This is a genomic window from Arthrobacter koreensis (assembly GCF_035792275.1).
In the GTDB taxonomy this organism is placed as follows: Bacteria; Actinomycetota; Actinomycetes; order Actinomycetales; family Micrococcaceae; genus Arthrobacter_B; species Arthrobacter_B koreensis_A.
The window spans coordinates 207,473-230,593 of the sequence record NZ_JAMWKK010000002.1; the positions used below are offsets into that span (position 1 = coordinate 207,473).

The following is a 23,121-nucleotide window of genomic DNA, read 5'->3' on the forward strand; positions in this document are numbered from 1 at the left end:
TGTGCCCGGCCAGCGGCGCAATTCGCAGGTACGCTCAGGCAGCCGGACTGGAAAGCAGTGTCCGAAGGTCGGCCATGGCTTCGGTGAATGCCTTCGCACTTGCCTGTGCATCGGCAGCGGCGCCCAGCCAGCCATCTTCCATGACCGAAATCGCGGCGTAGGTGGCGTTGGACGCGAGGGACGCTTCATAAGCGGGGTCAGCGTCGATGCTGGAATACTGCGGGTTGGCGGCGAGCCAGTTCCGGATGGTGGCCATGATCCTCGTGCCGGCATCGACCAGGGTTGTGGTTCCTGCGTCACGGGCCGCCGGCTGCTTGCTGGACAGTTCCGCCCGCAGCCGGGCAACCTCGGCGTCGGTGTGCGCAAGTGAAGCAAAAATGAGCGCGAATGCGCCCGCTGCAGTGTCCTTGCCGTGCTTGGTAAGGACCGCATCAGCGCTCTCCTGCGGCAGTACCTTCAACGGCCGGCCGACAATCGCGGCATTCCGTGAAGGGAAGTAGTTGAAGAACGTGCTCCGCGAAATCACTGCTTCTTCACAGATTTCATCCACCGTGACGGACTCAAATCCGCGTTCAAGGGCGCCTCGGACCGCGGCCAGCTCAATGCGCTTCTCAGTATCGCGCCGCTTCCGTTCCCGCAGTCCGGGTACGCGCCCAGAGTCGTCCGCGGGCCCGGAAAACGGTCCGCAGGGGACGCTTTCGGGGCGGTTGGGATCGTGCACGCCCACAACGTCCCGCAGGGCATCGGCAGCTGCAAGGCAGGCTGCCAGCGGCTCGGGAACGTCACGGAGCGGAATGCTCCACCATTGGGAGGCCGCGAACAGTGCGGCATACCCGGATGTGACCGCAAGAACCGCTTCAGTCCGGGGCTTGCCGGGAAGCCGCGCGTGCTGCGGATTGGCACGAAGCCAGCCTTCCACGGCGTCGTTGAGGCTGTTCTGGACCCCAATGAGTCCGGTGGAATACTGGCTCATGGCGGCTGGCTGTTCGGTGATCAGCCGGGTCCGGTCCCGCAGGACATCGGCATCGGCGGTCCGGTTCAGAAGGCCGGGAACCTGCAGTTCCAGCAGCCCACGGACCAGGTCGTCCGGATACTGCGAGAAAATCGGGTGCGTCACCTCCGGCCCGGGCACCGTCAGGGGTTTGCCGATGATCGCTGCGTCGCGGGAAGGAAAATGGTTGAAGAACGTGCTCCGGGAAATATCAGCCCGGGAGCAGATCATTTCCACAGTCACACGTTCAAAGCCCTGTTCCAGCGCCGCACTCACGGCGGCACGCGCAACAACGGAAGGCGGCTGCCGGCGTGAAGGCTTGCGGCGGGAGGGGGTGCCGTCAGCTGCGGCCACTAAATCACTCTCCTCTAGGCGTATGCCTCCGCAACATTAGCGGTACCCGCGGGCACGGACAAACTTGACTCCGCCGTCGCCGGCGCCTTTGTCCGCCCGGCGGAACGCCGGAACCTGCGCTGCGGGCGGGGTGTGGCAAAAACGACGACGGCGGAAGTTGGCGGGCGGGGTGCCCCGTGGCAATGTTGGGGGTGATTGATCCCCTTTTACCAGTCCAGGAGCAGTGCATCCGTGAATCCGGCCGTGCCCAAGAAATCTTCCGCAAAGCCGGCCGCCGGTACCGTGTCGTGGCGGCAGGCTGCTCCGGCTCCCGTGGTGCTCCTGACCGGGCCGGAAGAGTACCTGGCCGGGCGCGCCATGGAGACCATTCGCCTGCAGCAGCGAAGCCAGGCTCCGGACACGGAGGTGATCCGGATTGATGCGGCCGCGTACACCGCCGGTGAACTCACCCTGATCGCCAGCCCGTCGCTCTTCGGGGAAGCGAAGCTCATTGAAGCCGGGAACCTTGCGCACATGAGCGAGGAGTTCCTGAACGACACCCTCGCCTACCTATCCGATCCCGCGCCGGACACAGTGCTGGTCCTGCATCACTCGGGCGGAAACCGGGGCAAGAAGCTGCTCGACGCCGTGAAGGCCGCCAAAGCCCCCGTTGTCGACTGCCAGCCCTTCAAGAAGGACGCCGACAAGGCGGATTTCGTTTCGCAGGAGTTCAGGGCCGCAAAACGCCGGATCGACGGCGGGGCAGTCCGTGCGCTGGTCAGCGCAGTTGGTTCGAGCCTGGCTGAACTGGCGTCTGCCTGCCAGCAGCTCATGAACGATACGTCCGGTGAAGTCACCGAGGAAACGGTCGAGAAGTACTACGGCGGCCGCGTAGAGGCGACTGCCTTCAAGGTGGCCGACGCCGCTCTGGCCGGACGTGCAGGGGCCGCACTGTCCATGCTGCGCCACGCGCTGGCCACCGGCGTGGATCCGGTTCCCCTGGTGGCCGCGCTGGCCATGAAGGTGCGTGCGGTGGCCCGGGTGGCCGACCTGCGGGGATCCTCAGCGGCCCTGGCCAAGGATCTGGGAATGGCCCCGTGGCAGGTTGACCAGGCACGGCGCGATGCGCAGCGGTTCTCCTCGGAATCGCTGGTGAAAGCGGTGCAGGTCCTCGCCGAAGCGGATGCCCAGGTCAAGGGTGCCGGCCGCGACCCGGTCTACGCGGTGGAACGTGCGGTGACTGTGATCGCCCTGGCGGCCTCCGGACGGTAGTTCCGGCCCGCCCCGGGAGCGTGCGCGTATCCCGCCTGCCCGTGTCCCGGACAAAGCAAAAACGGCCGGTCCCGAAGGACCGGCCGTTTTCGTAAAGCTATGGGTGTTGCTCCCGCTTAGAGCGCGTTGACCTTCTTGGAGATGGCCGACTTGCGGTTAGCAGCGTTGTTCTTGTGGATAACGCCCTTGCTGACAGCCTTGTCCAGCTTGCGGGTAGCAGCCTGCAGGGCTGCCTGAGCCGCTTCCTTGTCAGCAGCGGTGACAGCGTTATCCACGTTGCGGATAAGCGTCTTCAGCTCGGACTTCACCGAGTTGTTGCGCTGACGCGCCTTCTCGTTGGTGAGGATGCGCTTCTTCTGGGACTTAATATTGGCCACTTATAAACTCTCTTTGTATTGCGGACTTGGTCGGTGAGGGAATTTCAGACCAGACATTGACTGAGCGGCGTGGGGATACCGTAATGGCGCCCGGCCTGAAGTGCCCGTCGACCTGCGCGGACACACAGCAATAAATGTTAGCAGAACTTCGGGGGCAGTGTGGAACGCGGCACGGAACCTCCGCCAGGTCCAGGCAGGCGCCTGGGCGGTCCGGGGGAGGGGGCTCAGCTGCGGCGGTCTGAGAGGCGCTGCGCAACACGGTCGAAAACGGAACGCTCAACGACGGCACCCTGCCTTCGGATATCGGCGGGATCCAGGGTGATGATGCGGTCCAGCTTGACCTCACTCGGCCGGCCCTTGCTGTCCCAGGCGCCGGTTCCAATATCCAGGTAGTCCGGATCGGTTTCGCGGGCGTGGTTCCTGTCGCGGGTGGTGAGCATCAGGCCCAGCAGGCGGGACCCGCTGCGTCCTATGAGCAGGACGGGGCGGTCCTTGCCCTGGGAGGGATCGTCCTCGTAGGGCACCCAGGCCCAGACGACCTCGCCCGGGTCGGGAGCGCCGTCGGGCTTCGGGGCATAGACGGGCTTGATGCGTCCGGTGTAGTCGCCGGCGTATCCGGCGGTCCGCGGCGTGCCTGCTGGAACCGGGCGCGGAGAAGATGGCTGCGGCCCCGGCGTCCGGTTGGTCCCCGCGGGGGCCTGCCGGGGCACCTTCGCAGGGGGCGGGGCCAGCTGGCGGGCAACGCGAAGGGCGGTCCGGGCAAGGCTGAGGAGGTTCCGGGAAGAAAAAGCCATGCCGCCATCCTAGGTGCGGGCGGCCCCGCCGCTCTTCCCCGCCGTGAACGGTTCGGGTCCGCCGGGGTAAACGTGGGAGACTGTTAACACCAGTCCACTTCGTACAATCCCTGCGTGCGAGCGGCCCTGCCCGGAGCATGCATCCGGGGACAGCGCCGAAGCCATGCAAACAGTAAAGGAACCGCCACAGTGTCACCTCTGGCCCGCTTCTCACCGGTGCCTGCCGCGACGGATCCGGCGATCATTCGGAATTTCTGCATCATCGCCCATATCGACCATGGCAAGTCCACCCTGGCCGACCGCATGCTCCAGCTCACCGGAGTGGTTCAGCAGCGCGACATGAAGGCCCAGTACCTGGACCGCATGGACATCGAACGCGAACGCGGCATCACCATCAAGTCCCAGGCTGTCCGCATGCCGTGGGAGCTGGATGACGCGTCCTATGCGCTGAACATGATCGACACCCCGGGCCACGTCGACTTCACCTACGAAGTCTCCCGTTCCCTGGCCGCCTGCGAAGGCGCAGTGCTCCTGGTGGACGCAGCCCAGGGCATCGAAGCCCAGACCCTGGCCAACCTTTACCTGGCCATGGAGAACGACCTCACCATCATTCCCGTCCTCAACAAGATCGACCTTCCGGCAGCGCAGCCGGAGAAGTATGCCGAGGAACTGGCCAAGCTGATCGGCGGCGATCCCGAGGACGTCCTGAAGGTCTCCGGCAAGACCGGCGTGGGCGTTGAAGCCCTGCTGGACAAGATTGTCCGTGACATTCCCGCACCCGTCGGCGACCCCGACGCACCCGCACGGGCCATGATCTTCGACTCCGTCTACGACACGTACCGCGGCGTGGTCACCTACGTCCGAGTGGTGGACGGCAAGCTTTCGCCCCGCGAACGCGTGCAGATGATGTCCACCCGCGCCAGCCACGAACTGCTGGAAATCGGCGTCAGCTCCCCGGAACCCACTCCGTCCAAGGGACTGGGAGTCGGCGAGGTGGGCTACCTGATCACCGGCGTGAAAGACGTCCGCCTCTCCAAGGTCGGCGACACCGTCACCAACCTGGCCAAGCCCGCCGCTGAATCGCTGCCGGGCTACGCCGATGCCAAGCCCATGGTGTTCTCCGGCCTCTACCCGATCGACGGCGCCGACTACCCGGTGCTTCGCGATGCGCTGGAGAAGCTGATGCTTAACGACGCCGCTCTGGTGTACGAACCGGAAACGTCGGCGGCGCTGGGCTTCGGTTTCCGCGTCGGCTTCCTGGGCCTGCTCCACCTTGAAATCACCCGTGAGCGGCTCGAGCGCGAGTACAACCTGGACCTGATCTCCACTGCACCGAACGTGGAGTACGAGGTGACGCTCGAGGACAACAAGGTGGTCACCGTGACCAACCCCAGCGAGTACCCCGAAGGCAAGATCAAGGAAGTCCGCGAGCCGATGGTTGCAGCCACGATCCTGGCGCCGAGCGAGTTCGTCGGCGCCATCATGGAGCTGTGCCAGACCCGCCGCGGTGTCCTGGGCGGCATGGACTACCTCTCCGAGGACCGGGTTGAAATCCGCTACCGCCTGCCGCTGGCAGAGATTGTCTTCGACTTCTTCGATGTGCTGAAGTCCAAGACCCGCGGCTACGCCTCGCTGGACTGGAAGGCCGACGGGGAGCAGGTATCCGACCTGGTCAAGGTGGACATCCTGCTCCAGGGCGAGCAGGTGGACGCCTTCAGCTCCATTACCCACAAGGACAAGGCCTACGCTTACGGCGTCATGATGACCGGAAAGCTGCGCGAACTTATTCCGCGGCAGCAGTTCGAGGTGCCGATCCAGGCCGCCATCGGCTCGCGCATCATTGCCCGCGAATCCATCCGCGCAATCCGCAAGGACGTGCTTGCCAAGTGCTACGGCGGCGACATCAGCCGTAAGCGCAAGCTGCTGGAAAAGCAGAAGGAAGGCAAGAAGCGCATGAAGATGGTTGGCCGAGTGGAAGTACCGCAGGAAGCCTTCGTGGCGGCCCTGTCTTCCGACGAGTCCAAGGACAAAGCCAAGAAGTGACACCAAGCGCGCTTCCGCTCGGGGATCCCGCCCCAAGGGACGGAATCCTGCCGGCCGACGCAGCCACCGCGGCAGCGGAACGGAAATTCGGACTCTACGTCCACATTCCGTTCTGCGCCGTACGCTGCGGCTACTGCGACTTCAACACCTACACCGCCACCGAGCTTGGCGGCGGTGCGTCGCAGGACGCGTACGCCTCAACCGCACAGCAGGAAGTCCGGTTTGCCGCCAGGGCCCTGGCAGCCTCCGGCATCCCGGAGCGGCCCATCGAGACCGTCTTCTTCGGCGGCGGTACGCCGACGCTGCTCCCCGCCGGAGACCTGGCCGCCATCCTGGGCACCGCCGTCGAACAGTGGGGGCTGGCGCCCGGCGCAGAGGTGACCACTGAGGCGAACCCTGACTCGGTCACCCCGGAATCCCTGCAGCTCCTGAAGGATGCGGGTTTCACCCGGGTTTCCTTCGGCATGCAGTCCGCGGTGCCGCATGTCCTGGCGGTTCTTGACCGGACCCACACCCCTTCACGCGTGCCGCAGGCCGTGCAGTGGGCGCGCGACGCCGGGCTGAAAGTCAGCGTCGACCTGATCTACGGCACCCCGGGGGAATCCCTCGCGGACTGGAAGCATTCGGTCGAGGAAGCCCTGAGCTACCAACCCGACCACATTTCCGCCTACGCACTGATCGTCGAGGAGGGCACTAAGCTGGCCGCGCGCATGCGCCGCGGCGAAGTGCCGCCGATTGACGACGATGACCACGCGGACAAGTACCTGCTGGCCGACGAACTGTTCACCGCCGCCGGCCTGAACTGGTACGAAGTCAGCAACTGGGCACGCACTCCGCAGGACGCCTGCCGGCACAACCTCGCCTACTGGCGCAGTGATGACTGGTGGGGGATTGGTCCGGGGGCACACTCGCATGTGGGCGGCGTCCGCTGGTGGAACGCCAAGCATCCCACGGCTTACGCCCAGCGGATCGCGGCGGAGGAGTCACCCGCCGTCGGGCGCGAAACCCTGGACGCGGATACCCGCTACCTCGAAGACGTGATGCTCCGCACGCGTCTGGCCGAAGGGCTGCCGCGGGAGCTGCTGCGCCCGGAAGGACGGCACGAGATTGCCGGGCTGATCGCGGACGGGCTGGTGGAGCCGGGGGCGGCTATTTCCGGCACCGTACTGCTCACGCTCAAGGGCAGGCTGCTGGCCGACGCCGTTGTGCGCCGGCTGCTGCCCTAGCCCGGCCGGGAAAGCGGCGCGGGCAGGGGACTACCGGATGCGGCGCAGGTTGAACCGGTAGCGGTAGGGCCGCCCGCGGTTGCATTCGATGCCGGCCATAACGGAGAACACGGCGACCGCAATCCAAATGAGCGCGTTGAGGATGGCGAAGTACCCGCCCACCACCGGGATGAAGGAGAGCAGCCAGGCCACCAGCGCGAGGATGGTGGGCGGCAGCGTGAAGTTCAGGGCTTCCTTGGATTCCTGGGCAGTGAAAGGCCCGCGGTCGCGGAAGACCAGGTAAATAATGAGCGAAGGAACAAATCCGAGGATCCCGCCGAAATGGGACAGGGTTGCCCACTGCCGGTCTTCAGATGCGGTCAGCGGGAGGGCATTGGCCGGGGCACCCTGCAGGTCCGGGCGCGCCGGCAAACCGTTGTTTTCCGGTTGCGGGTGGTTCGGGCGTGGGTTGGACACGGTTGCTCTTCCTTTAACTCTCAGATGACGCAGGGTTCGCCCCCCGCGGGTACCTGTTGTTAGACAAGGGTACTGGCTTCAACGGCAGGAACAGGCACCGGGTGGTCCAGCGCGCCGCCCTGCGATCAGGCTGACGGGTGTGTTGACGGGTCCTTACGGCACCGTCAGGAAGTCGATTACCTCCTCGACCCGTCCCAGCAGCGAGGGCTCCAGGTCGGCGTAGGTACGGACTGAACCCAGGAGCTTCTTCCAGCCCATGGCGACGTCGGTGTGGTCGCGGTGCGGCCAGCCGAGGCCTTTGAGTATCCCGGTCTTCCAATCCTCGTGGCGCGGCACCACGGGCCAGGCCTGCAGGCCAATGACATGGGGCTTGATCGCCTGCCAGACGTCAACGTAGGGATGGCCCACGATCAGCACGTTTCCGGCGGCTCCGGGCACCCGCATGGCTTCCGCGGCAATTCGCGATTCCTTGGAGCCGGCTACGAGATGGTCCACGAGGATGCCGAGGCGCCGCCCCGGACCGGGGGAGAAGTCCCGCACCGCACCGGCCAGGTCGTCTACTCCGTGGAGCGGCTCGACGACGATCCCTTCGATCCGGAGGTCGTCTCCCCAGACTTTCTCAACCAGTTCGGCGTCGTGCTTGCCCTCGACCCAGATCCGGCTTGCCCTGGCCGTGCGGGCCCGGACGTTCTCGACGGCGACCGACCCGGACGCGGTGCGCCGGGTTGCCGGGGCTGAAGCCTTGACCGCCGGTACCACCTCTACCGGTTCGCCTTCCAGGAGGAACCCGAAGCCCAGTTCGAAGGAGCGGGTCCGTCCGCGGTAGTCCTCGAGCACCACCAGGTGCATGCCGCCGGACTTCTCCGTGCGGAGCACGGCTCCGACCCAGCCTGTCTGCACCTCTTCCAGGACCAGGCCCTTTTCTGCGCCGACCTGCCGCAGGGCTTTCCGGGCCGGAGCGGTGATGTCCTGCGGGCCCCACTCGTAGCTGGGCATGAAACCTCGTTCCTGGACGACGCGGAGGAGCGCCCGCGGTGGCCGCAGGCACGGAAGATTCAATGCTAGCAACGGGAGCGGATGGTATTAGACTTAGCACTTAGGGACACCGAGTGCTAACACCGGACCGCAGGACGGTGCCAGTCGAAAGTCAGTCAGCAAAGGAGGAAACCATTGAGCGAACCACGCCGGCTCGAGGTGCTCCGGGCCATTGTTGAGGACTACGTCCACTCCCGTGAACCCGTTGGCTCAAAGGCCCTGGTCGAACGCCACCACCTGGGGGTTTCCTCCGCCACCATCCGCAACGACATGGCCGTACTCGAAGAAGAGGGCCTGATTGTTGCGCCGCACACCTCCGCCGGACGCATCCCCACGGACAAGGGTTACCGCCTCTTCGTGGACCAGCTCTCGGACCTTCGGCCGCTTTCCGCCGCCGAACGCCGCGCCATCCAGACCCTCCTTGAAGGCGCGGAGGATATCGATGACATCCTGGACCGCACCGTCCGGCTGCTGTCCCAGCTGACCAACCAGGTCGCCGTCGTGCAGTATCCGCACCTGGGGAACGCGAAGGTGCGCCACATCGAATTTGTCCTGCTGGCCCCGGCGCAGGTCCTGGTAGTCCTGATCTCCACCACGGGCCGGGTCGAGCAGCGCGTCATCACGGTTCCCGCACCGGTGACGGAGCAGGACCTGCACGAACTCCGCCAGCATTTCCTCCAGGCCCTGGCCGGGACCACCCTGACACGCATCACGTCCCACCTCACCGACACCCTGGCCACCGTTCCGGCACACCTGCGCGGAACGGCAGCAGCATTGGTGCGGGCCCTGGAACAGCTGGCCGGAATCAACCGCGAAGACCGGATGGTCATGGCGGGCACAGCTAACCTGGCCCGGGCCACCGGCGACTTCCCGCTCACCATTGGACCCATCCTGGAAGCCCTCGAAGAGCAGGTCGTGATGCTGCGGCTGCTTTCCGAGATGGAGCAGGACGCCAGGGGCGTCTCGGTGCGGATCGGATCCGAGAATCCGTACGGGTCCCTCTCCGAGGCATCCGTCGTAGCCACTGGGTACGGGCCGGACGCTTCGGCTATGGTAGGAATCCTTGGTCCCACCCGGATGGACTATCCCAACACCATGGCAGCGGTTCGAGCCGTTGCCCGCTACCTTTCCCGGGTCCTGAACAACTGACCCATTGACCGGCAGCCGCTCCGAACGGCGGCATGCGGAAGACTAATCACCCCCGAGGCGGGGGACGCAACACAGGAAGCGATGTGCACGAGTGAGTGATCACTACCAGGTACTCGGCGTAAGCCGGGATGCCACCGGCGAGGAAATCAAGAAGGCCTACCGCAAGCTTGCCCGCAAGCTCCATCCGGATGTGAACACCGCCCCCGGAGCGGCCGACGAGTTCAAAGCCGTGACCCACGCCTATGAGGTCCTCTCCGACCCGCAGAAGCGCAGGGTGTACGACACCACCGGCCAGGAGAACGGCACGGACAACGGGTTCGGCGGCGGCTTCAGCGGCCAGGGCTTCGGGTTCCAGGACATCTTCGACACCTTCTTCGGCGGCGGGGCCCCCGGTGGCGGACGCGGACCGGCCTCCCGCACCCGGCGCGGCCAGGACGCGCTGATCAACGTACGGATCGATCTCAAGGACGCTGTCTTCGGCACCAACAAGAAGATCGACGTCGAAACTGCGGTTCTCTGCCCCACCTGCGAAGGTTCCTGCTGCCAGCCCGGAACGTCCCCGCGCACCTGCGACATCTGCCACGGCAGCGGCCAGGTCCAGCGCGCGGTCCGTTCCATCTTGGGCCAGGTCATGACCACCGCACCCTGCGGCTCCTGCCAGGGCTTCGGCACCGTTATCCCGGACCCGTGCCACGAATGCGCCGGCGAAGGACGCGTCCGCAGCCGCCGCACCCTCACCATCAAGGTGCCCGCCGGCGTAGCAACCGGCACCCGCATCCAGCTCAGCGGACAGGGCGAAGCCGGAACGGCCGGCGGCCCGCAGGGCGACCTGTACGTCGAAATCCGTGTCAACGCCGACCCGGTGTTCATGCGGGACGGGGACGACCTGCACGCCACACTCACGGTTCCGATGACGGCCGCCGCGCTGGGCACCGTGATCACCATGGAGACCTTCGACGGGGAACGCGAAATCCAGATCAAGGCCGGAACCCAGTCAGGCGAAGTCACCACGCTCAAGGGCCTCGGCGTTACCCACCTCCGGGGCTACGGCCGCGGCGACCTGATGGTCCATGTCCAGGTGGAGACCCCGCAGAAACTGGACCAGGGGCAGGAGGAACTGCTCCGCCGCCTGGCCGAACTGCGCGGCGAGGAATTCGCCGAGGGCCGGATCAGCGGAACCAGCAGCCCCGGCGTTTTCGCCAAACTGCGCGACCGCCTCGGCAACCACTAACCGCGGACGCGTACGGTGACCAGCCCCATCTTCTTTGGCGACCCTGAACTCGTAGCGGACGCAGTCCCGGGCAGCGTTTTCGCACTGACCGGTCCCGAAGCGCGCCACGCCGTCGCGGTCAAGCGGCTGGCGCCGGGGGAGGACGTGGATATCGTCGACGGCGCCGGTACGAGGCTGCGGGGCACCGTCCGCAGCGCTGACCCGGCACTGCTTGAAGTCGACGTCCGCGAGGTGGATGCCGAACCCGCCCCGGACTGCGAGATCACGCTGGTACAGGCGCTGGCCAAGGGCGACAGGGACGAACAGGCCATCGAGGCCGCCACCGAACTTGGGGTGGACGCAGTGCTTCCCTGGCAGTCCGAACGCAGCATCGTCCGCTGGCGGGCCGAAAAAGCGGCAAAGGGGCAGGCCAAGTGGCGTGCCGTGGTGACGTCGGCGGCAAAACAGTCACGCCGGTCGAGGATTCCGCACGTGCTCGACGCAGCGGACAGCAAGACGCTGTCCAGGCGGCTGGAAGGCACTGACCTGGTCCTGGTCCTGCATGAAGAGGCCGGCACCGCCCTGGCCGGCGCCGTGGAAGCGGCGCTGCTGCAGGGGTCTGCTGCCGGGAGTCCCGGCGGCGAGACATCCGGTATTCGGTCTGTCGCCGTCGTCGTAGGCCCCGAAGGCGGCATCAGCCCTGCTGAGCTGCAGGCCCTGGGTGCAGCCGGCGCTGTACCGGTACGTCTTGGCCCGCACGTGCTGCGGTCCTCAAGCGCGGGTCCGGCCGCCCTGGTGCTGCTGAACCACCTGCTGGGCCGCTGGGACTGACGCCGCAGCGGCGAAGCGGTCCTAGTAGACCGTGAACCGCTTAGAGTCCTCGTTCTCGCCCTCGCCGTGGAAGACCCGGACGTTGTAGTCGCCGGGTTCCAGTTCAATGGCGACTTCGAACATCGACGTCTCGCCGGCCTCTGCCTCCAGCCGGATCTCACCGGACTTCAGGGCAGTGGTTTCGGGGCGGCCGTTGACTATGCGCTCAACACTCCAGAGCAGCTGCTCGTCCCGTTCCACCGCGGATCCGGTCACCGTCAGGGATGTTTCAGTGCCGTCGCCTTCCTGCGGGCTGATAATCCAGATGGGTGCCGGCATGGTCTTGTCCCGCTCCAGCGCCGGTTCCAGATCCTCGTGTCCGAAGGCGCGGTAGCCGGCCTTGCCGTCAACCAGCACCACCACGCTCGCGTTGTAGCCGGCGGTGGTCAGGCCGGCATTCGCGGCGGCCGCGGTGGCGGTGTAGACGAGCTGCTGCACGGCCCGGTGGGCCATGCCGGCGTCGAGGGACGGTTTGAAGGCATCCGAGGAGACGTCCACCGTGATGACGTTCTTGCTGGAGATGGACGCGGTGACCTTGGACGCCGGAGACCAGGGAGTGAAGTAGTCATCATCCGCGGGGGCCTGGGTTGTCATGGCCAGAACTGCTTCGCCGATGGGGTCCCCGGTGTTCTGCGACGGCAGGAACTCCCGGTAGAGCTGCACATCGGAACCGTTGAGTCCCAGCCAGTAGACCGGCATTACCACCTTGGAAACAGTGGCTTCCGCCGGCGCCGAGACCGCCATGGGACGCCCCTCGGGCGAAGTCGCCGCGCTGAAGGAGCTGGGCATGCTGGTGGTGGGCAGTTCCGCGACCACGCCGCACGAGCCAAGCAGCAGCGGAGCCGCTGCTGCTGCCATCAGGAGGCGGACACGGCCGGAGCGGCGAGTGTGCTGCCGGATCATGACTGTCCCTGCCTTCCGTTTTCTGTGCCGGTCCGTGGACCGGGCGATGCTGTGGGGGTCCGGCGGGGAAGGAATCCCGGTCGGAGCATTCGATCAAGCTTGGCACAGTGAAACAGGCCAAAACCGGGGGTTCACGGTTCTGTGGCGGGACTGAAACCTGATTGAGACCCAGACGATGCCAAGCCGAGACAAATCCCGTAATACAGATCACATCACCCGTAACGGTCCCGGACGCCGGAAGCCCTTCCGGTCCTCGCTGAATCAGGTAGGCGCGTGCGTGTGCCTATCCAGTAGAATTAAGGAGGCTGTGTGCACCATAAATTTCAGCAGACTTTCCATCCACATTTCCGATAAGGGGCGATGAGAGGCCGAGGGGCCGCATATATGACCGAATCTTCAGCAGGAATCGGCACCATCCGTGAGGACCAGCAGACGATTGTGTTCGACTCAACCGAGCATATGGTCCAGTCTTTGGGCGCCAACGATGAGGCCCTGAAAATCATCGAGAACGCCTTCCCGGAAGTGAATCTCCACGTCCGCGGCAATGAACTCTCCGTCTCCGGTCCCGCCGCCGCTGTGGAGCGGACCGTCCGCCTCGTGAGCGAAGTCCGGGTACTCGCACGCCACCAGACGCGGGTAACTCCCCAGATCCTGGAACAGCTGATCACCATGCTGCGGGACCAGAGCGCTGAGCGCCCGGCCGAGGTGCTGACGCAGAACATCCTCTCCACCCGCGGACGGACCATCCGGCCCAAGACGCTGAACCAGAAGAATTACGTTGATGCGATTGACCGCAACACCGTGGTGTTCGGCATTGGCCCGGCAGGCACCGGAAAGACCTACCTCGCCATGGCCAAGGCCGTGCAGGCCCTGCAGCAGAAGGAAGTCAACCGCATCATCCTGACGCGGCCGGCGGTCGAAGCGGGTGAGCGGCTTGGGTTCCTCCCAGGCACGCTGAACGACAAGATCGATCCCTACCTGCGCCCGCTCTATGACGCGCTGCACGACATGATGGATCCGGAATCGATTCCCCGCCTGATGGCAGCCGGAACCATTGAGGTGGCCCCCCTGGCGTATATGCGCGGCCGGACGCTCAACGATGCGTTCATCATCCTGGACGAAGCGCAGAACACGACGCCGGAGCAGATGAAGATGTTCCTGACCCGTCTGGGGTTCGGATCGAAGATGGTCGTCACCGGCGACGTCACCCAGGTGGACCTGCCCGGAAGCACCACCTCGGGCCTGCGGATCGTCCACGAGATCCTCGACGGAATCGAGGACGTCCACTTCTCCGAACTGACCGCGACCGACGTGGTCCGGCACCGTCTGGTCAGCGACATCGTGACCGCCTACAGCGAATGGGATGAAGAACGCCGTTCGCGCACCGGTTCCCGCAGTGCCGGGCAGGAGACGAAACGATGAGCATCGAAGTTAACAACGAGTCCGCCGTGCAGGCTGACGAGGAAGCACTGGCCCGCCTGGGCCGCTTTGTCCTCGACGCCATGTACGTCCACCCCGAGGCAGAACTGTCCATCATCCTGGTGGACGAGGACGCTATCGAAAAGCTCCACATTGAGTGGATGGACCTTCCCGGGCCCACCGACGTGCTGTCCTTCCCCATGGATGAGCTGCGTCCGGGTTCCCCTGGCCGTCCGACTCCGGCGGGAGTCCTGGGGGACATTGTTCTCTGCCCGCAGGTTGCCGCCCGGCAGGCTGAGACGGCAGGCCATGGCCTGGAAGACGAACTGCTGCTGCTGACGACCCACGGCATCCTTCACCTGCTTGGCTACGACCACGCTGAGCCCGAGGAAGAAGCTGAAATGTTCGGGCTTCAGCGCCGCCTGCTGTCGGACTACACGGGCCGGGAAGCCCCGAAGGAGACACGCAGTTGAGCGTAGGCGTCCTAGTTGTCATGGCCATCGCCTTTGTGGTGCTGGCCGGACTCCTGACCGCCGCCGAGGCAGCCTACGGCTACCTCCCGCGACACGAAGCCGAAGCGCTGCTCAGCGGCCGTGCCGGCAAGCCGCTCCGGCGGATCCTCCAGCACCCCGTAGCGCACATGCACGCGCTCAGGTTCTGGCGCGTCTGGTTTGAAATGGCCACCGCGGTGTCCGTTGCCATGGCCTTCCAGCTGGTGGTGGAGAACCTCTGGCTCGCGGGCCTGCTTGCCACGGTGACTATGGCCGGCGTCGGGTTTGTCCTCGTGGGAGTGTCCCCGCGGCAGATCGGACGCCGGCACGTTACCGGCGTCGTCGTCCTCACGGCCGGACTCGTGAGCGTGCTGCGCACTATCCTCGGCCCCATCCCCGGGTGGCTGGTGAAGATTGGCTCCGCCGTGGCCCCCGGAACCCAGGGACCTGACGCGGCGTTCTTCACGGAGGAAGAGTTCCGGGAGCTGCTGGACCGTGCCTCCGAAGCGGACATGATCGAAAACACGGAAGCCGAGCTGATCCATTCGGTCTTCGAGCTGGGCGACACCAAGGTCCGGTCAGTGATGGTCCCTCGGACGGACATGGTCTGCATCGATTCGGGATCCACCCTCCGGCAGGCGATGTCCCTGTTCCTGCGCTCCGGCTACTCACGCGTCCCCGTCATTGAGGACAGCGCCGACCAGATCATCGGCATCCTCTACCTCAAGGACGTGGCGGCCCAGATGCACGGCCGCACGCCGGAGGCCGGCAGCCAGGCCGTGGACGGGTTGTGCCGCACAGTCCGCTACGTGCCCGAATCAAAGGCCGTGGGGGAGCTGCTGCAGGAGCTGCAGCGCGAATCCACCCACGTCGCGATCGTGATCGACGAGTACGGCGGCACAGCCGGACTGGTCACCCTGGAAGACCTGATCGAGGAAATCGTCGGCGAAATCGTTGACGAGTACGACTCCGAACGCCCGGACATCGAAGACCTGGGAGACGGCCGCTACCGGCTCAGTTCCAAAGCCGGCATCGACGACCTCGGCGAACTATTCGACCTCAGCCTCGAGGACGACGAGGTGGACACCGTGGGCGGCCTGCTGGCCAAGGCCCTCGGGCGCGTTCCCATCGTGGGCAGCGAAGTGGTTGTCGAATCGATCGTTCTCCACGCCGAGCGGCTGGAGGGACGCCGCAACCGTGTCTCCCACGTCCTCGCCTGGCGGCAGCCGGAGGACGGCGAAACGAATACTACGGCGGCGGCCCATCCGGACCGCCCCAAAACGACAGAATTGGTACCCCGAAATGACTGAACCCACGTTCCGCGCCGGATTCGTGTCCCTGGTGGGCAGGCCCAACGCCGGCAAGTCCACCCTGACCAACGCCCTGGTGGGCCAAAAGGTGGCCATCACCTCGGCGAAGCCGCAGACCACCCGGCACACCATCCGCGGAATCGTGCACCGGGAAACTTCGCAGCTCATCCTGGTGGACACTCCTGGCCTGCACCGTCCGCGCACCCTGCTGGGGCAGCGGCTTAATGACCTGGTGGCAGACACGCTGGCCGAAGTGGACGCGATCGGTTTCTGCCTTCCGGCCAACGAAGCAGTGGGCCCGGGCGACCGCTACATCGCCAACCAGCTGGCCGCGCTGAAGCGCAAGCCGGTCATCGCCCTGGTCACCAAGACCGACCTCGTTGACCGTGCGGCACTGGCCAAGCAGCTGATGTCGGTAACCGCGCTGGGCAACGAGGTTCTTGGCGAAGGCGGATGGGCCGACGTCGTCCCCGTTTCTGCCGCGGACGGCTTCCAGGTAGACACCGTTGCGGATGTCCTCGCCTCCCATATGCCGGCGTCCCCGCCGCTGTATCCCGACGGCGAGCTCACGGACGAGCCCGAGGCGGTCATGGTTGCCGAACTTGTCCGCGAAGCTGCGCTGGAAGGCGTGCGGGACGAACTGCCGCACTCGCTGGCCGTGGTCGTAGAAGAGATCGTGCCGCGCGAGGGTCGCAGCGAAGAGAACCCGCTCCTGGATGTGCGGGTCAATCTTTACGTTGAACGGTCATCGCAGAAAGCGATTATCATTGGGCGGGGCGGTTCACGCCTGCGCGAAGTGGGAACAAATGCACGCCGCGGCATCGAAGCGCTGCTGGGTACCCGGGTTTACCTGGACCTGCACGTTAAGATCGCCAAGGACTGGCAGCGGGACCCAAAGCAGCTGGTGAAGCTGGGATTCTAGCGGCTTAGGCCGTACCGCAGCGGATCCCAAGGTTCTTTCCAGCAGCGGCCCGTACACTTTGTTCATCCATTTTCGCAAGCCATCAGTATCAGAACCAGGGGAGGGAACGGCTATGCCATCACGCCGTGCCGCTACAGGTCATGGTCCCTCCGGATCTGCCGCTACCAGCCGACGCCGCACGGCCGCCGTACCCGGCGGCCGTCACCTTGGCAACGGAACAGCGCGCGGTGGACACCCCGTGCTGGCATCCATCGCGGTGCTCCTTTCCCTGACCCTGGTTTCCGGACTCGTCTTTGCCGGCGTGCAGCTTCTGCGGCTGCAGAGCAACTTTGATACCAAACCGCTGAACATCGGACAGGACCAGCCCGAGGTCCCCGCGGACACCAACACCGACTCAATGCAGATCCTGGTCCTGGGCACCGATAACCGCGAAGGCCAGGATTCGAATAACTCCGACGTCATGATGCTGGTGAACATGGCAGCTGACCGCTCCCACGTCACCGTGGTGAGCTTCCCGCGCGACCTGCTGGTCGCGCTCCCGGCCTGCACGGACCCTGAATCGGGCCTGCAATACCAGGCGATGGGGCTCGCGCAGCTGAACGGAGCGCTGGGCAACGGCGGCCCCGGCTGCACGGTAGCTGCCATCAACCAGCTCACCGGGCTCAGCATTGACCATTTCATGATGGCCGACTTCAACGCGGTAAAGGAACTGTCCAACACCCTTGGCGGCGTCGAGGTCTGCGTGAACCAGCCTGTGGACGACCCGCTGTCCGGGCTGAACATCCCCGCAGGAGTCTCCAGCATCCAGGGTGACCAGGCGCTTGCCTTCCTTCGTACCCGGCACGGATTCGGCAACGGCGGCGACGAAGGCCGCATCAAGGCCCAGCAGAGCTTCCTGGCCTCCATGGTCCGCAAGGTGCAGGGCGAAGGAACGCTGAACAACCTTCCCCGCCTGTACTCCATTGCGGACACCGTGACGAAGAACCTCACCGTGGACGAGGGGCTCACCGACATTCCGACCCTCATCGCGATGGCGGGGCGCCTGAAGGACGTGGATCTGGGCAACGTAGCGTTCGTGACCGTTCCCGTCATGCCCTACGAACTAGACCCCAACCGGCTGGTCCTGGACGAGGACGCAGCCCAGCCGCTCTTCGACGCCCTGGTCGCTGACCAGCCGATCGGTGCCGCAGCGGAAGAACCTGCCGCGGAAACCCCCGGCACAGACACGCCCGGAACCGCCAGCCCTGAGCCCTCCCAGCCGGCCATCGACCCTGCCGTCATTCCGGTTACCGTCCTGGACGGGATCAACGGAACTGACAGCGGACGCGACGCGGAGCTGGCTGAGTACCTGCTCAGCGAGGGCTTCACCCAGGCAATCGCCGGCGGTCTGTCAGCTGCCACCACCCCCGGAACCCAGGTCTTCTTCACCCCCGGCTACGAAGACATGGCTCTTGAAGTCGCCAAGGCCCTGAACATTCCCGCAGCCCAGGTGGCCGCGAGCTCGGCCGTGACCGGCGTCGTCGTGCAGGTCGGTTCGGACTTCACTGACGGGAACCTGATGGAGGACACCGGAAGCCTTGGCGGCCTCACCGGGCAGACCGCGGCGCAGGTTACGTGCCAGTCGGCCTTCGGTTACTGAGTTTTCAAACACCCCGGAACGTGCGTGCTAGTCTGGGCACGTGCGCGCAGAGAACCTCCTTCTTAGCTGCCGCGGCGAGGCCACGCAAACCACTGTTTAGGCCGAACCCTCGCTGCGGAGTTTGTGTTGCCCGGCCACCATTTCTAAAGATCTAAAAAGAAAAGGCCACCCCAGACATTATGCGAAACGCACAGCAGCCCTCCGGCATGCCGATCCACAAATATGTTCCGTTCCAGGACCAGATCAGCGTGGATCTCCCAGACCGCACGTGGCCCGACAAGGTCATCACCAAGGCTCCCCGCTGGTGCGCAGTGGACCTGCGTGACGGCAACCAGGCCCTCATCGATCCCATGACGCCCGAGCGCAAGCACAAGATGTTCGACCTGCTGGTCAACATGGGCTACAAGGAGATCGAAGTTGGATTCCCCTCGGCATCCCGGCTCGACTTCGACTTTGTCCGGCAGCTCATCGAAGGCGACCGGATCCCCGACGACGTGACGATCCAGGTCCTGACCCAGTCCCGGGAACACCTGATCGAGCGCACCTATGAAGCGCTCGAAGGCGCGGACCGTGCGATCGTCCACCTGTACAACTCCACCTCCGTGCTGCAGCGCAAGGTCGTCTTCAACACGGACCAGGACGGCATCGTGGATATCGCACTGACCGGCGCGCGGCTCTGCAAGAAGTACGAGGAGCAGCTGCGCGGCATCGACGTTACCTACGAATACTCGCCGGAGTCCTACACCGGTACGGAGCTGGATTTTGCCCTGCGGATCTCCAATGCCGTAGCCGAAGTCCTCGAGGCCTCCACCGACCGGCAGATGATCCTGAACCTCCCGGCCACCGTTGAAATGGCGACGCCCAACGTCTACGCAGACTCGATTGAGTGGATGCACCGCAACCTCGCCAACCGCGAAGCCATCATCCTGTCCCTGCACCCCCACAATGACCGCGGCACCGGTGTCGCCGCTGCGGAACTGGGTTACCTCGCAGGCGCTGACCGGATCGAAGGCTGCCTCTTCGGCAACGGAGAGCGCACCGGAAACGTAGACCTGATCACCCTGGGCATGAACATGTTCAGCCAGGGAATCGACCCGCAGATCGACTTCTCCAACATGGACGAAATCCGCCGGACGGTCGAATACTGCAACCAGCTGCCGGTGCCCGAGCGCTCTCCGTACGGCGGCGACCTTGTCTTCACTGCCTTCTCCGGCTCCCACCAGGACGCCATCAAGAAGGGCTTCGAGTCCATGGAGAAGGACGCCGCAGCAGCCGGCAAGACGGTGGACGACCTCGAATGGGGCGTTCCCTACCTGCCGATCGACCCGAAGGACATTGGCCGCAGCTACGAAGCGGTCATCCGGGTGAACTCCCAGTCCGGCAAGGGCGGTGTGGCGTACCTGCTCAAGAACGAACACAACCTGGACCTGCCGCGCCGCGCACAGATCGAATTCTCCGGAGTCATCCAGCGGCGCACGGATACCGTGGGCGGCGAAGTCACCGGCGCCGAACTGTGGCGGGTGTTCCAGGACGAGTACCTGCCCACCACCCCGGATACCGGTGCAGAGCCCTGGGGCCACTACGCCCTCACCTCCGTTACGGCGGATACCGCGGAGAACGGCTCCTTCCTGCTCACTGCCAGCCTGCGCGCCGGCGGAGTGCAGCAGCGCCGCGTGGCCTCCGGCACCGGCCCCATTGATGCGCTCCTGCAGATCCTGAGCCAGGACGGCGTGGACGTGCGCCTGCTGGACTACTCAGAGCACGCCCTGTCCGCCAGCGGCAAGGCAATGGCAGCGGCTTACGTGGAACTGGCGGTCGGTGAACGTGTCCTGTGGGGCGTCGGCATCGATTCCAACACCACGCTCTCGGCCCTGAAGGCCGTCATCTCCGCCGTGAACCGGGCGATCCGCGACGCTTCGGGCGAGTAGCACTCCCGCCGGCTCCGGCCGGCAGAAGGCGCGCCCGGTACGCAGCTGCGCACCGGGCGCGCCTTCTGCGTGGGAAAATGGATTCGTGGCCAATAAATCATTCGCTTCACGGACCTACCGTGACGAGGGAGTGGTCCTGCGTACCCACAAGCTGGGTGAAGCGGACCGGATCGTCATCCTCCTGACGCGCAACCACGGCCAGGTACGCGCGGTGGCCAAGGGCGTCCGCCGCACCTCCAGCAAGTTCGGCGCCCGGCTGGAGCCCTTTATGGTGGTTGACCTGCAGCTTTCCCACGGCCGCAGCCTGGATATCGTGACCCAGGTCCAGACCAAGGGCGCGTACGGTGCGGGAATCGCCGCCGATTACGCGCGCTATACGGCGGCAGCGGCCGTCGCCGAGACAGCGGAGCGTCTTACCGACGTCGACGGCGAGTCCGCGAACGCGCACTACCACCTGGTCATCGGTGCCATGGCGGCCCTCGGCCGGGGAGCGCATCCGCCGGAACTTATTCTTGATTCGTACCTGCTGCGTGCCCTGGCCACTGCCGGCTGGGCGCCGTCCTTCACGGACTGTGCCCGCTGCGGGGCTCCAGGTCCGCACAGTGCGTTTTCGGCCCCGCTTGGAGGGGCAGTCTGTCCGGCGTGCCGTCCTCCGGGTTCCGCGTCCCCGTCAGCTGAAACCATGCTGCTCCTGGCGGCGCTGCTCAGCGGTGACTGGGAATACGCAGATGCGTCCGGGCCGCAGCCCCGGCGTGAATCCGCGGGCCTGGTGGCCAGCTACCTCCAGTGGCACCTGGAACGAGTCGTGAAGTCCCTTCAACATGTGGAGCGTGTTTAGCTTTGGTTCCTCCCCGCAAGTCTCCGGCCGCTCCCTGGCCGCACCCCTCCGGTGCCGTACCGCCGCCCGTTCCGCGTGACCTGGTGCCCGCGCATGTAGCGATTGTGATGGACGGCAACGGCCGGTGGGCCAACCAGCGCGGGCTGCCGCGCACTGAAGGGCACCGTGCAGGGGAGGCGGCTCTGCTCGACGTCATGGCCGGTGCCGTGGAAATCGGTATCCAGCACGTTTCGGTGTACGCCTTCTCCACCGAGAACTGGAAACGCTCACCGGAAGAGGTACGTTTCCTGATGGGCTTCAGCCGTGACGTGCTGCGCCGCCAGCGCGACCAGCTCGACGAATGGGGCGTGCGCATCCGCTGGTCCGGGCGCCGTCCGCGGCTCTGGGGTTCGGTGATCAAGGAGCTCGAGGTTGCCGAGGAGCAGACGAAGGACAACGCCACCTGCACCCTGAACATGTGCGTGAACTACGGCGGCAGGGCGGAAATCACCGACGCCGTCAGCGCAATCGCGCAGGACGTAAAGGACGGCAAGCTGCGCCCCGGCAGCATTTCCGAGAAGACGATCCAGCGCTACCTCGACGAGCCGGACCTGCCCGATGTGGACCTGTTCCTGCGTACGTCGGGGGAGCAGCGGCTCTCCAACTTCATGCTGTGGCAGTCCGCCTACGCAGAGATGGTCTTTATGAACACGCTCTGGCCGGACGTCGACCGCCGGACACTGTGGGAGGCCGTTGAAACCTACGCACGGCGTGACCGCAGGTACGGGGGAGCGGTGGACCAGGCAGCAGCCGGAGCCTAGCCGCGCCCCTGCCCGAGCAGGTAGCCGCCGGCCCATCTGCCCAGCCGGGCATATACCTGGCGGCGGACAGGCTTCGCCGAGAGCAGCACGTCATGCAGGGCGCCGTCGAAACGCAGCACAGTTACCACCGGTCCCAGCAACAGCGCGCGCTGGACCATGAGGTTGACGTCCAGCACGCTGTCCGTGGTCTTCATGGATTCATTCCATGTGGCCCCGATAGTTGAGCGTGCCGAGGCCATCACCAGGACCGGGCACGTGATGTCCAGCCCGCGGGCCACCTGGGCATGCCCCGCCAGCACGGCAGTGATCCAGCCGGCACGGACCGGCCAGCTGCCCGGGGGCTTCCATACCGGGTCAAGCTCCCACTCGCCGTCGGCTTCCGCGCTTAGCGACCGCCAGTAAAAGTCCAGCTCGGGGATCTTCAGGCGTGTCTTGGGGCGGGTGCGTGCCAGCGGTTCCAGCAGGCCGGCGGCAGCATTGCGCGCCAGCGAACTGCCGCGCAGTTCAAGCCAGGGGCTGTTCAGGATCAGCGCCGCGATCCTGCCGGGGTTCCGGTGGGCCCAGAGCGAGGCAACCAGCCCGCCGGTCGAATGCGCCATAATCGTCAGCCGCACCGGCGTCTGCTCTCCGCGGCTTGCCCGGACGTCTTCCTCCGCAGCGGCCAGGGCCGCCTCGATGTCCGCGTCATATTCGGAAAGGTCGGTAATAAACCCCTCCGACTGTCCGGGGCGCAGGCTCCGGCCGTATTTGCGCAGGTCCAGTGCGTAGAAGGCAACCCCGCGCTCGGCCCAGAAATCCGCCAGTTCAGTCTGGAAGAAATAGTCGCACCAGCCGTGGATGTACACCACGGCATTCACTGGGGCCGGCTCCACGGGCCCGCGGAGCCGGGCAATCCGCTCCCGCAGCCGCCCGCTGAACGTTGGCGGCGGGGGAGGCTCAGGGGTGTAGGACACCAGGGTCGCAGCAACCGGCCCTTCATCGTCTTCGCCGAGGTCCAGTGTGAGGGCACGATACCCGTCGCCTAGCCTGTCAGGTTGCCAGTTCTGCCCCATGTATCGAAAATACACGAACCTGACGTGCTCGCCTGACCGTGATTTGGTGCAGGACACCGCGAG

21 protein-coding genes are annotated in these 23,121 nt (G+C 65.6%); 14 read left to right on the forward strand and 7 right to left on the reverse strand.

Translation table 11 applies throughout. From position 1 onward, the window contains the following. Positions 1-34: 34 nt before the first annotated feature. Complete coding sequence (locus NGB94_RS02895) at positions 35-1,345, reverse strand: TetR/AcrR family transcriptional regulator (protein WP_325788956.1); 1,311 nt, start codon at positions 1,343-1,345, stop codon at positions 35-37. A gap of 243 nt (positions 1,346-1,588) precedes the next feature. On the opposite strand from NGB94_RS02895, the gene holA reads away from it, so the two are divergent. Then, positions 1,589-2,596, forward strand: a complete 1,008-nt coding sequence (gene holA / locus NGB94_RS02900) for a DNA polymerase III subunit delta (protein ID WP_325788958.1) — start codon at positions 1,589-1,591, stop codon at positions 2,594-2,596. A 116-nt stretch (positions 2,597-2,712) separates the two neighbouring features. Here the strand turns inward: holA and rpsT are convergent, their stop codons facing one another. Both rpsT and NGB94_RS02910 read right to left on the reverse strand, forming a co-directional pair. Continuing rightward, positions 2,713-2,973: a 30S ribosomal protein S20 gene (gene rpsT, locus NGB94_RS02905; protein WP_055241021.1), complete on the reverse strand. Its 261-nt coding sequence runs from the start codon at positions 2,971-2,973 to the stop codon at positions 2,713-2,715. A gap of 224 nt (positions 2,974-3,197) precedes the next feature. Next, positions 3,198-3,767 (reverse strand): type II toxin-antitoxin system PemK/MazF family toxin, encoded by a 570-nt coding sequence (locus NGB94_RS02910; protein ID WP_325788960.1) that lies wholly within the window; start codon positions 3,765-3,767, stop codon positions 3,198-3,200. Positions 3,768-3,956: 189 nt separating this feature from the next. Here NGB94_RS02910 and lepA point away from each other — a divergent pair, with 189 nt between their 5' ends. After that, entirely contained in the window at positions 3,957-5,810 is a 1,854-nt protein-coding gene (gene lepA, locus NGB94_RS02915; RefSeq protein WP_325788961.1) for a translation elongation factor 4, read from the forward strand. Further along, a complete protein-coding gene (gene hemW / locus NGB94_RS02920) occupies positions 5,807-7,036 on the forward strand; it encodes a radical SAM family heme chaperone HemW (protein WP_325788963.1) in 1,230 nt (409 codons plus the stop codon). The genes lepA and hemW overlap by 4 nt, the downstream gene beginning before the upstream one ends. Positions 7,037-7,066: 30 nt before the next feature. Here hemW and NGB94_RS02925 read toward each other — a convergent pair whose 3' ends face one another. Then, positions 7,067-7,447: a DUF4870 domain-containing protein gene (locus tag NGB94_RS02925; protein ID WP_325789119.1), complete on the reverse strand. Its 381-nt coding sequence runs from the start codon at positions 7,445-7,447 to the stop codon at positions 7,067-7,069. A gap of 198 nt (positions 7,448-7,645) precedes the next feature. Beyond that, entirely contained in the window at positions 7,646-8,488 is an 843-nt protein-coding gene (locus NGB94_RS02930; protein WP_325788965.1) for a DUF3097 domain-containing protein, read from the reverse strand. Between the two features lie 174 nt (positions 8,489-8,662). Between NGB94_RS02930 and hrcA the strand changes: the two genes are divergently transcribed. The 3 genes from hrcA (at position 8,663) to NGB94_RS02945 (ending at position 11,717) form a co-directional block, all read left to right on the forward strand. Next, positions 8,663-9,676 (forward strand): heat-inducible transcriptional repressor HrcA, encoded by a 1,014-nt coding sequence (gene hrcA, locus NGB94_RS02935; RefSeq protein WP_325788966.1) that lies wholly within the window; start codon positions 8,663-8,665, stop codon positions 9,674-9,676. A 91-nt stretch (positions 9,677-9,767) separates the two neighbouring features. Next, a complete protein-coding gene (gene dnaJ / locus NGB94_RS02940) occupies positions 9,768-10,907 on the forward strand; it encodes a molecular chaperone DnaJ (RefSeq protein WP_325788967.1) in 1,140 nt (379 codons plus the stop codon). A 15-nt stretch (positions 10,908-10,922) separates the two neighbouring features. After that, positions 10,923-11,717: a 16S rRNA (uracil(1498)-N(3))-methyltransferase gene (locus NGB94_RS02945; RefSeq protein ID WP_325788969.1), complete on the forward strand. Its 795-nt coding sequence runs from the start codon at positions 10,923-10,925 to the stop codon at positions 11,715-11,717. A 21-nt stretch (positions 11,718-11,738) separates the two neighbouring features. Here NGB94_RS02945 and NGB94_RS02950 read toward each other — a convergent pair whose 3' ends face one another. Continuing rightward, on the reverse strand, positions 11,739-12,659 hold the full coding sequence (locus tag NGB94_RS02950; protein ID WP_325788970.1) for a GerMN domain-containing protein: 921 nt from the start codon (positions 12,657-12,659) through the stop codon (positions 11,739-11,741). Positions 12,660-13,043: 384 nt separating this feature from the next. On the opposite strand from NGB94_RS02950, the gene NGB94_RS02955 reads away from it, so the two are divergent. The 8 genes from NGB94_RS02955 (at position 13,044) to NGB94_RS02990 (ending at position 22,006) form a co-directional block, all read left to right on the forward strand. Continuing rightward, positions 13,044-14,081 carry a PhoH family protein gene (locus tag NGB94_RS02955; protein WP_325788972.1) on the forward strand — a complete coding sequence of 346 codons (1,038 nt, stop codon included), beginning with the start codon at positions 13,044-13,046 and terminating at the stop codon, positions 14,079-14,081. Then, a complete protein-coding gene (ybeY, locus tag NGB94_RS02960; protein WP_325788973.1) occupies positions 14,078-14,551 on the forward strand; it encodes an rRNA maturation RNase YbeY in 474 nt (157 codons plus the stop codon). The genes NGB94_RS02955 and ybeY overlap by 4 nt, the downstream gene beginning before the upstream one ends. A gap of 20 nt (positions 14,552-14,571) precedes the next feature. Then, positions 14,572-15,879, forward strand: a complete 1,308-nt coding sequence (locus NGB94_RS02965) for a hemolysin family protein (protein ID WP_418910599.1) — start codon at positions 14,572-14,574, stop codon at positions 15,877-15,879. Beyond that, positions 15,872-16,801 carry a GTPase Era gene (era, locus tag NGB94_RS02970; RefSeq protein ID WP_325788976.1) on the forward strand — a complete coding sequence of 310 codons (930 nt, stop codon included), beginning with the start codon at positions 15,872-15,874 and terminating at the stop codon, positions 16,799-16,801. The genes NGB94_RS02965 and era overlap by 8 nt, the downstream gene beginning before the upstream one ends. A 238-nt stretch (positions 16,802-17,039) precedes the next feature. Further along, complete coding sequence (locus NGB94_RS02975; RefSeq protein ID WP_325788977.1) at positions 17,040-18,440, forward strand: LCP family protein; 1,401 nt, start codon at positions 17,040-17,042, stop codon at positions 18,438-18,440. A gap of 179 nt (positions 18,441-18,619) precedes the next feature. Continuing rightward, the gene (gene leuA, locus NGB94_RS02980) at positions 18,620-20,368 is read left to right on the forward strand and encodes a 2-isopropylmalate synthase (protein ID WP_325788979.1); all 1,749 of its coding nucleotides are present in this window, start codon (positions 18,620-18,622) and stop codon (positions 20,366-20,368) included. Positions 20,369-20,453: 85 nt separating this feature from the next. After that, the gene (gene recO, locus NGB94_RS02985) at positions 20,454-21,206 is read left to right on the forward strand and encodes a DNA repair protein RecO (protein ID WP_325788981.1); all 753 of its coding nucleotides are present in this window, start codon (positions 20,454-20,456) and stop codon (positions 21,204-21,206) included. Positions 21,207-21,208: 2 nt separating this feature from the next. Continuing rightward, complete coding sequence (locus tag NGB94_RS02990) at positions 21,209-22,006, forward strand: isoprenyl transferase (protein ID WP_325788983.1); 798 nt, start codon at positions 21,209-21,211, stop codon at positions 22,004-22,006. Here NGB94_RS02990 and NGB94_RS02995 read toward each other — a convergent pair. Then, positions 22,003-23,058 (reverse strand): alpha/beta hydrolase, encoded by a 1,056-nt coding sequence (locus tag NGB94_RS02995; protein ID WP_325788985.1) that lies wholly within the window; start codon positions 23,056-23,058, stop codon positions 22,003-22,005. The two genes, NGB94_RS02990 and NGB94_RS02995, sit on opposite strands and share 4 nt — an antisense overlap. Positions 23,059-23,121: the final 63 nt, after the last annotated feature.

Excerpts from the sequence above, each read along its gene's own strand:
- NGB94_RS02910 (WP_325788960.1), bottom strand. The coding sequence starts at position 3,767 with ATGGCTTTTTCTTCCCGGAACCTCCTCAGCCTTGCCCGGACCGCCCTT.
- NGB94_RS02930 (WP_325788965.1), bottom strand. The coding sequence starts at position 8,488 with ATGCCCAGCTACGAGTGGGGCCCGCAGGACATCACCGCTCCGGCCCGG.
- NGB94_RS02950 (WP_325788970.1), bottom strand. The coding sequence starts at position 12,659 with ATGATCCGGCAGCACACTCGCCGCTCCGGCCGTGTCCGCCTCCTGATG.
- NGB94_RS02955 (WP_325788972.1), top strand. The coding sequence starts at position 13,044 with ATGACCGAATCTTCAGCAGGAATCGGCACCATCCGTGAGGACCAGCAG.
- ybeY (WP_325788973.1), top strand. The coding sequence starts at position 14,078 with ATGAGCATCGAAGTTAACAACGAGTCCGCCGTGCAGGCTGACGAGGAA.
- NGB94_RS02965 (WP_418910599.1), top strand. The coding sequence starts at position 14,572 with ATGGCCATCGCCTTTGTGGTGCTGGCCGGACTCCTGACCGCCGCCGAG.
- era (WP_325788976.1), top strand. The coding sequence starts at position 15,872 with ATGACTGAACCCACGTTCCGCGCCGGATTCGTGTCCCTGGTGGGCAGG.
- leuA (WP_325788979.1), top strand. The coding sequence starts at position 18,620 with ATGCGAAACGCACAGCAGCCCTCCGGCATGCCGATCCACAAATATGTT.
- NGB94_RS02995 (WP_325788985.1), bottom strand. The coding sequence starts at position 23,058 with ATGGGGCAGAACTGGCAACCTGACAGGCTAGGCGACGGGTATCGTGCC.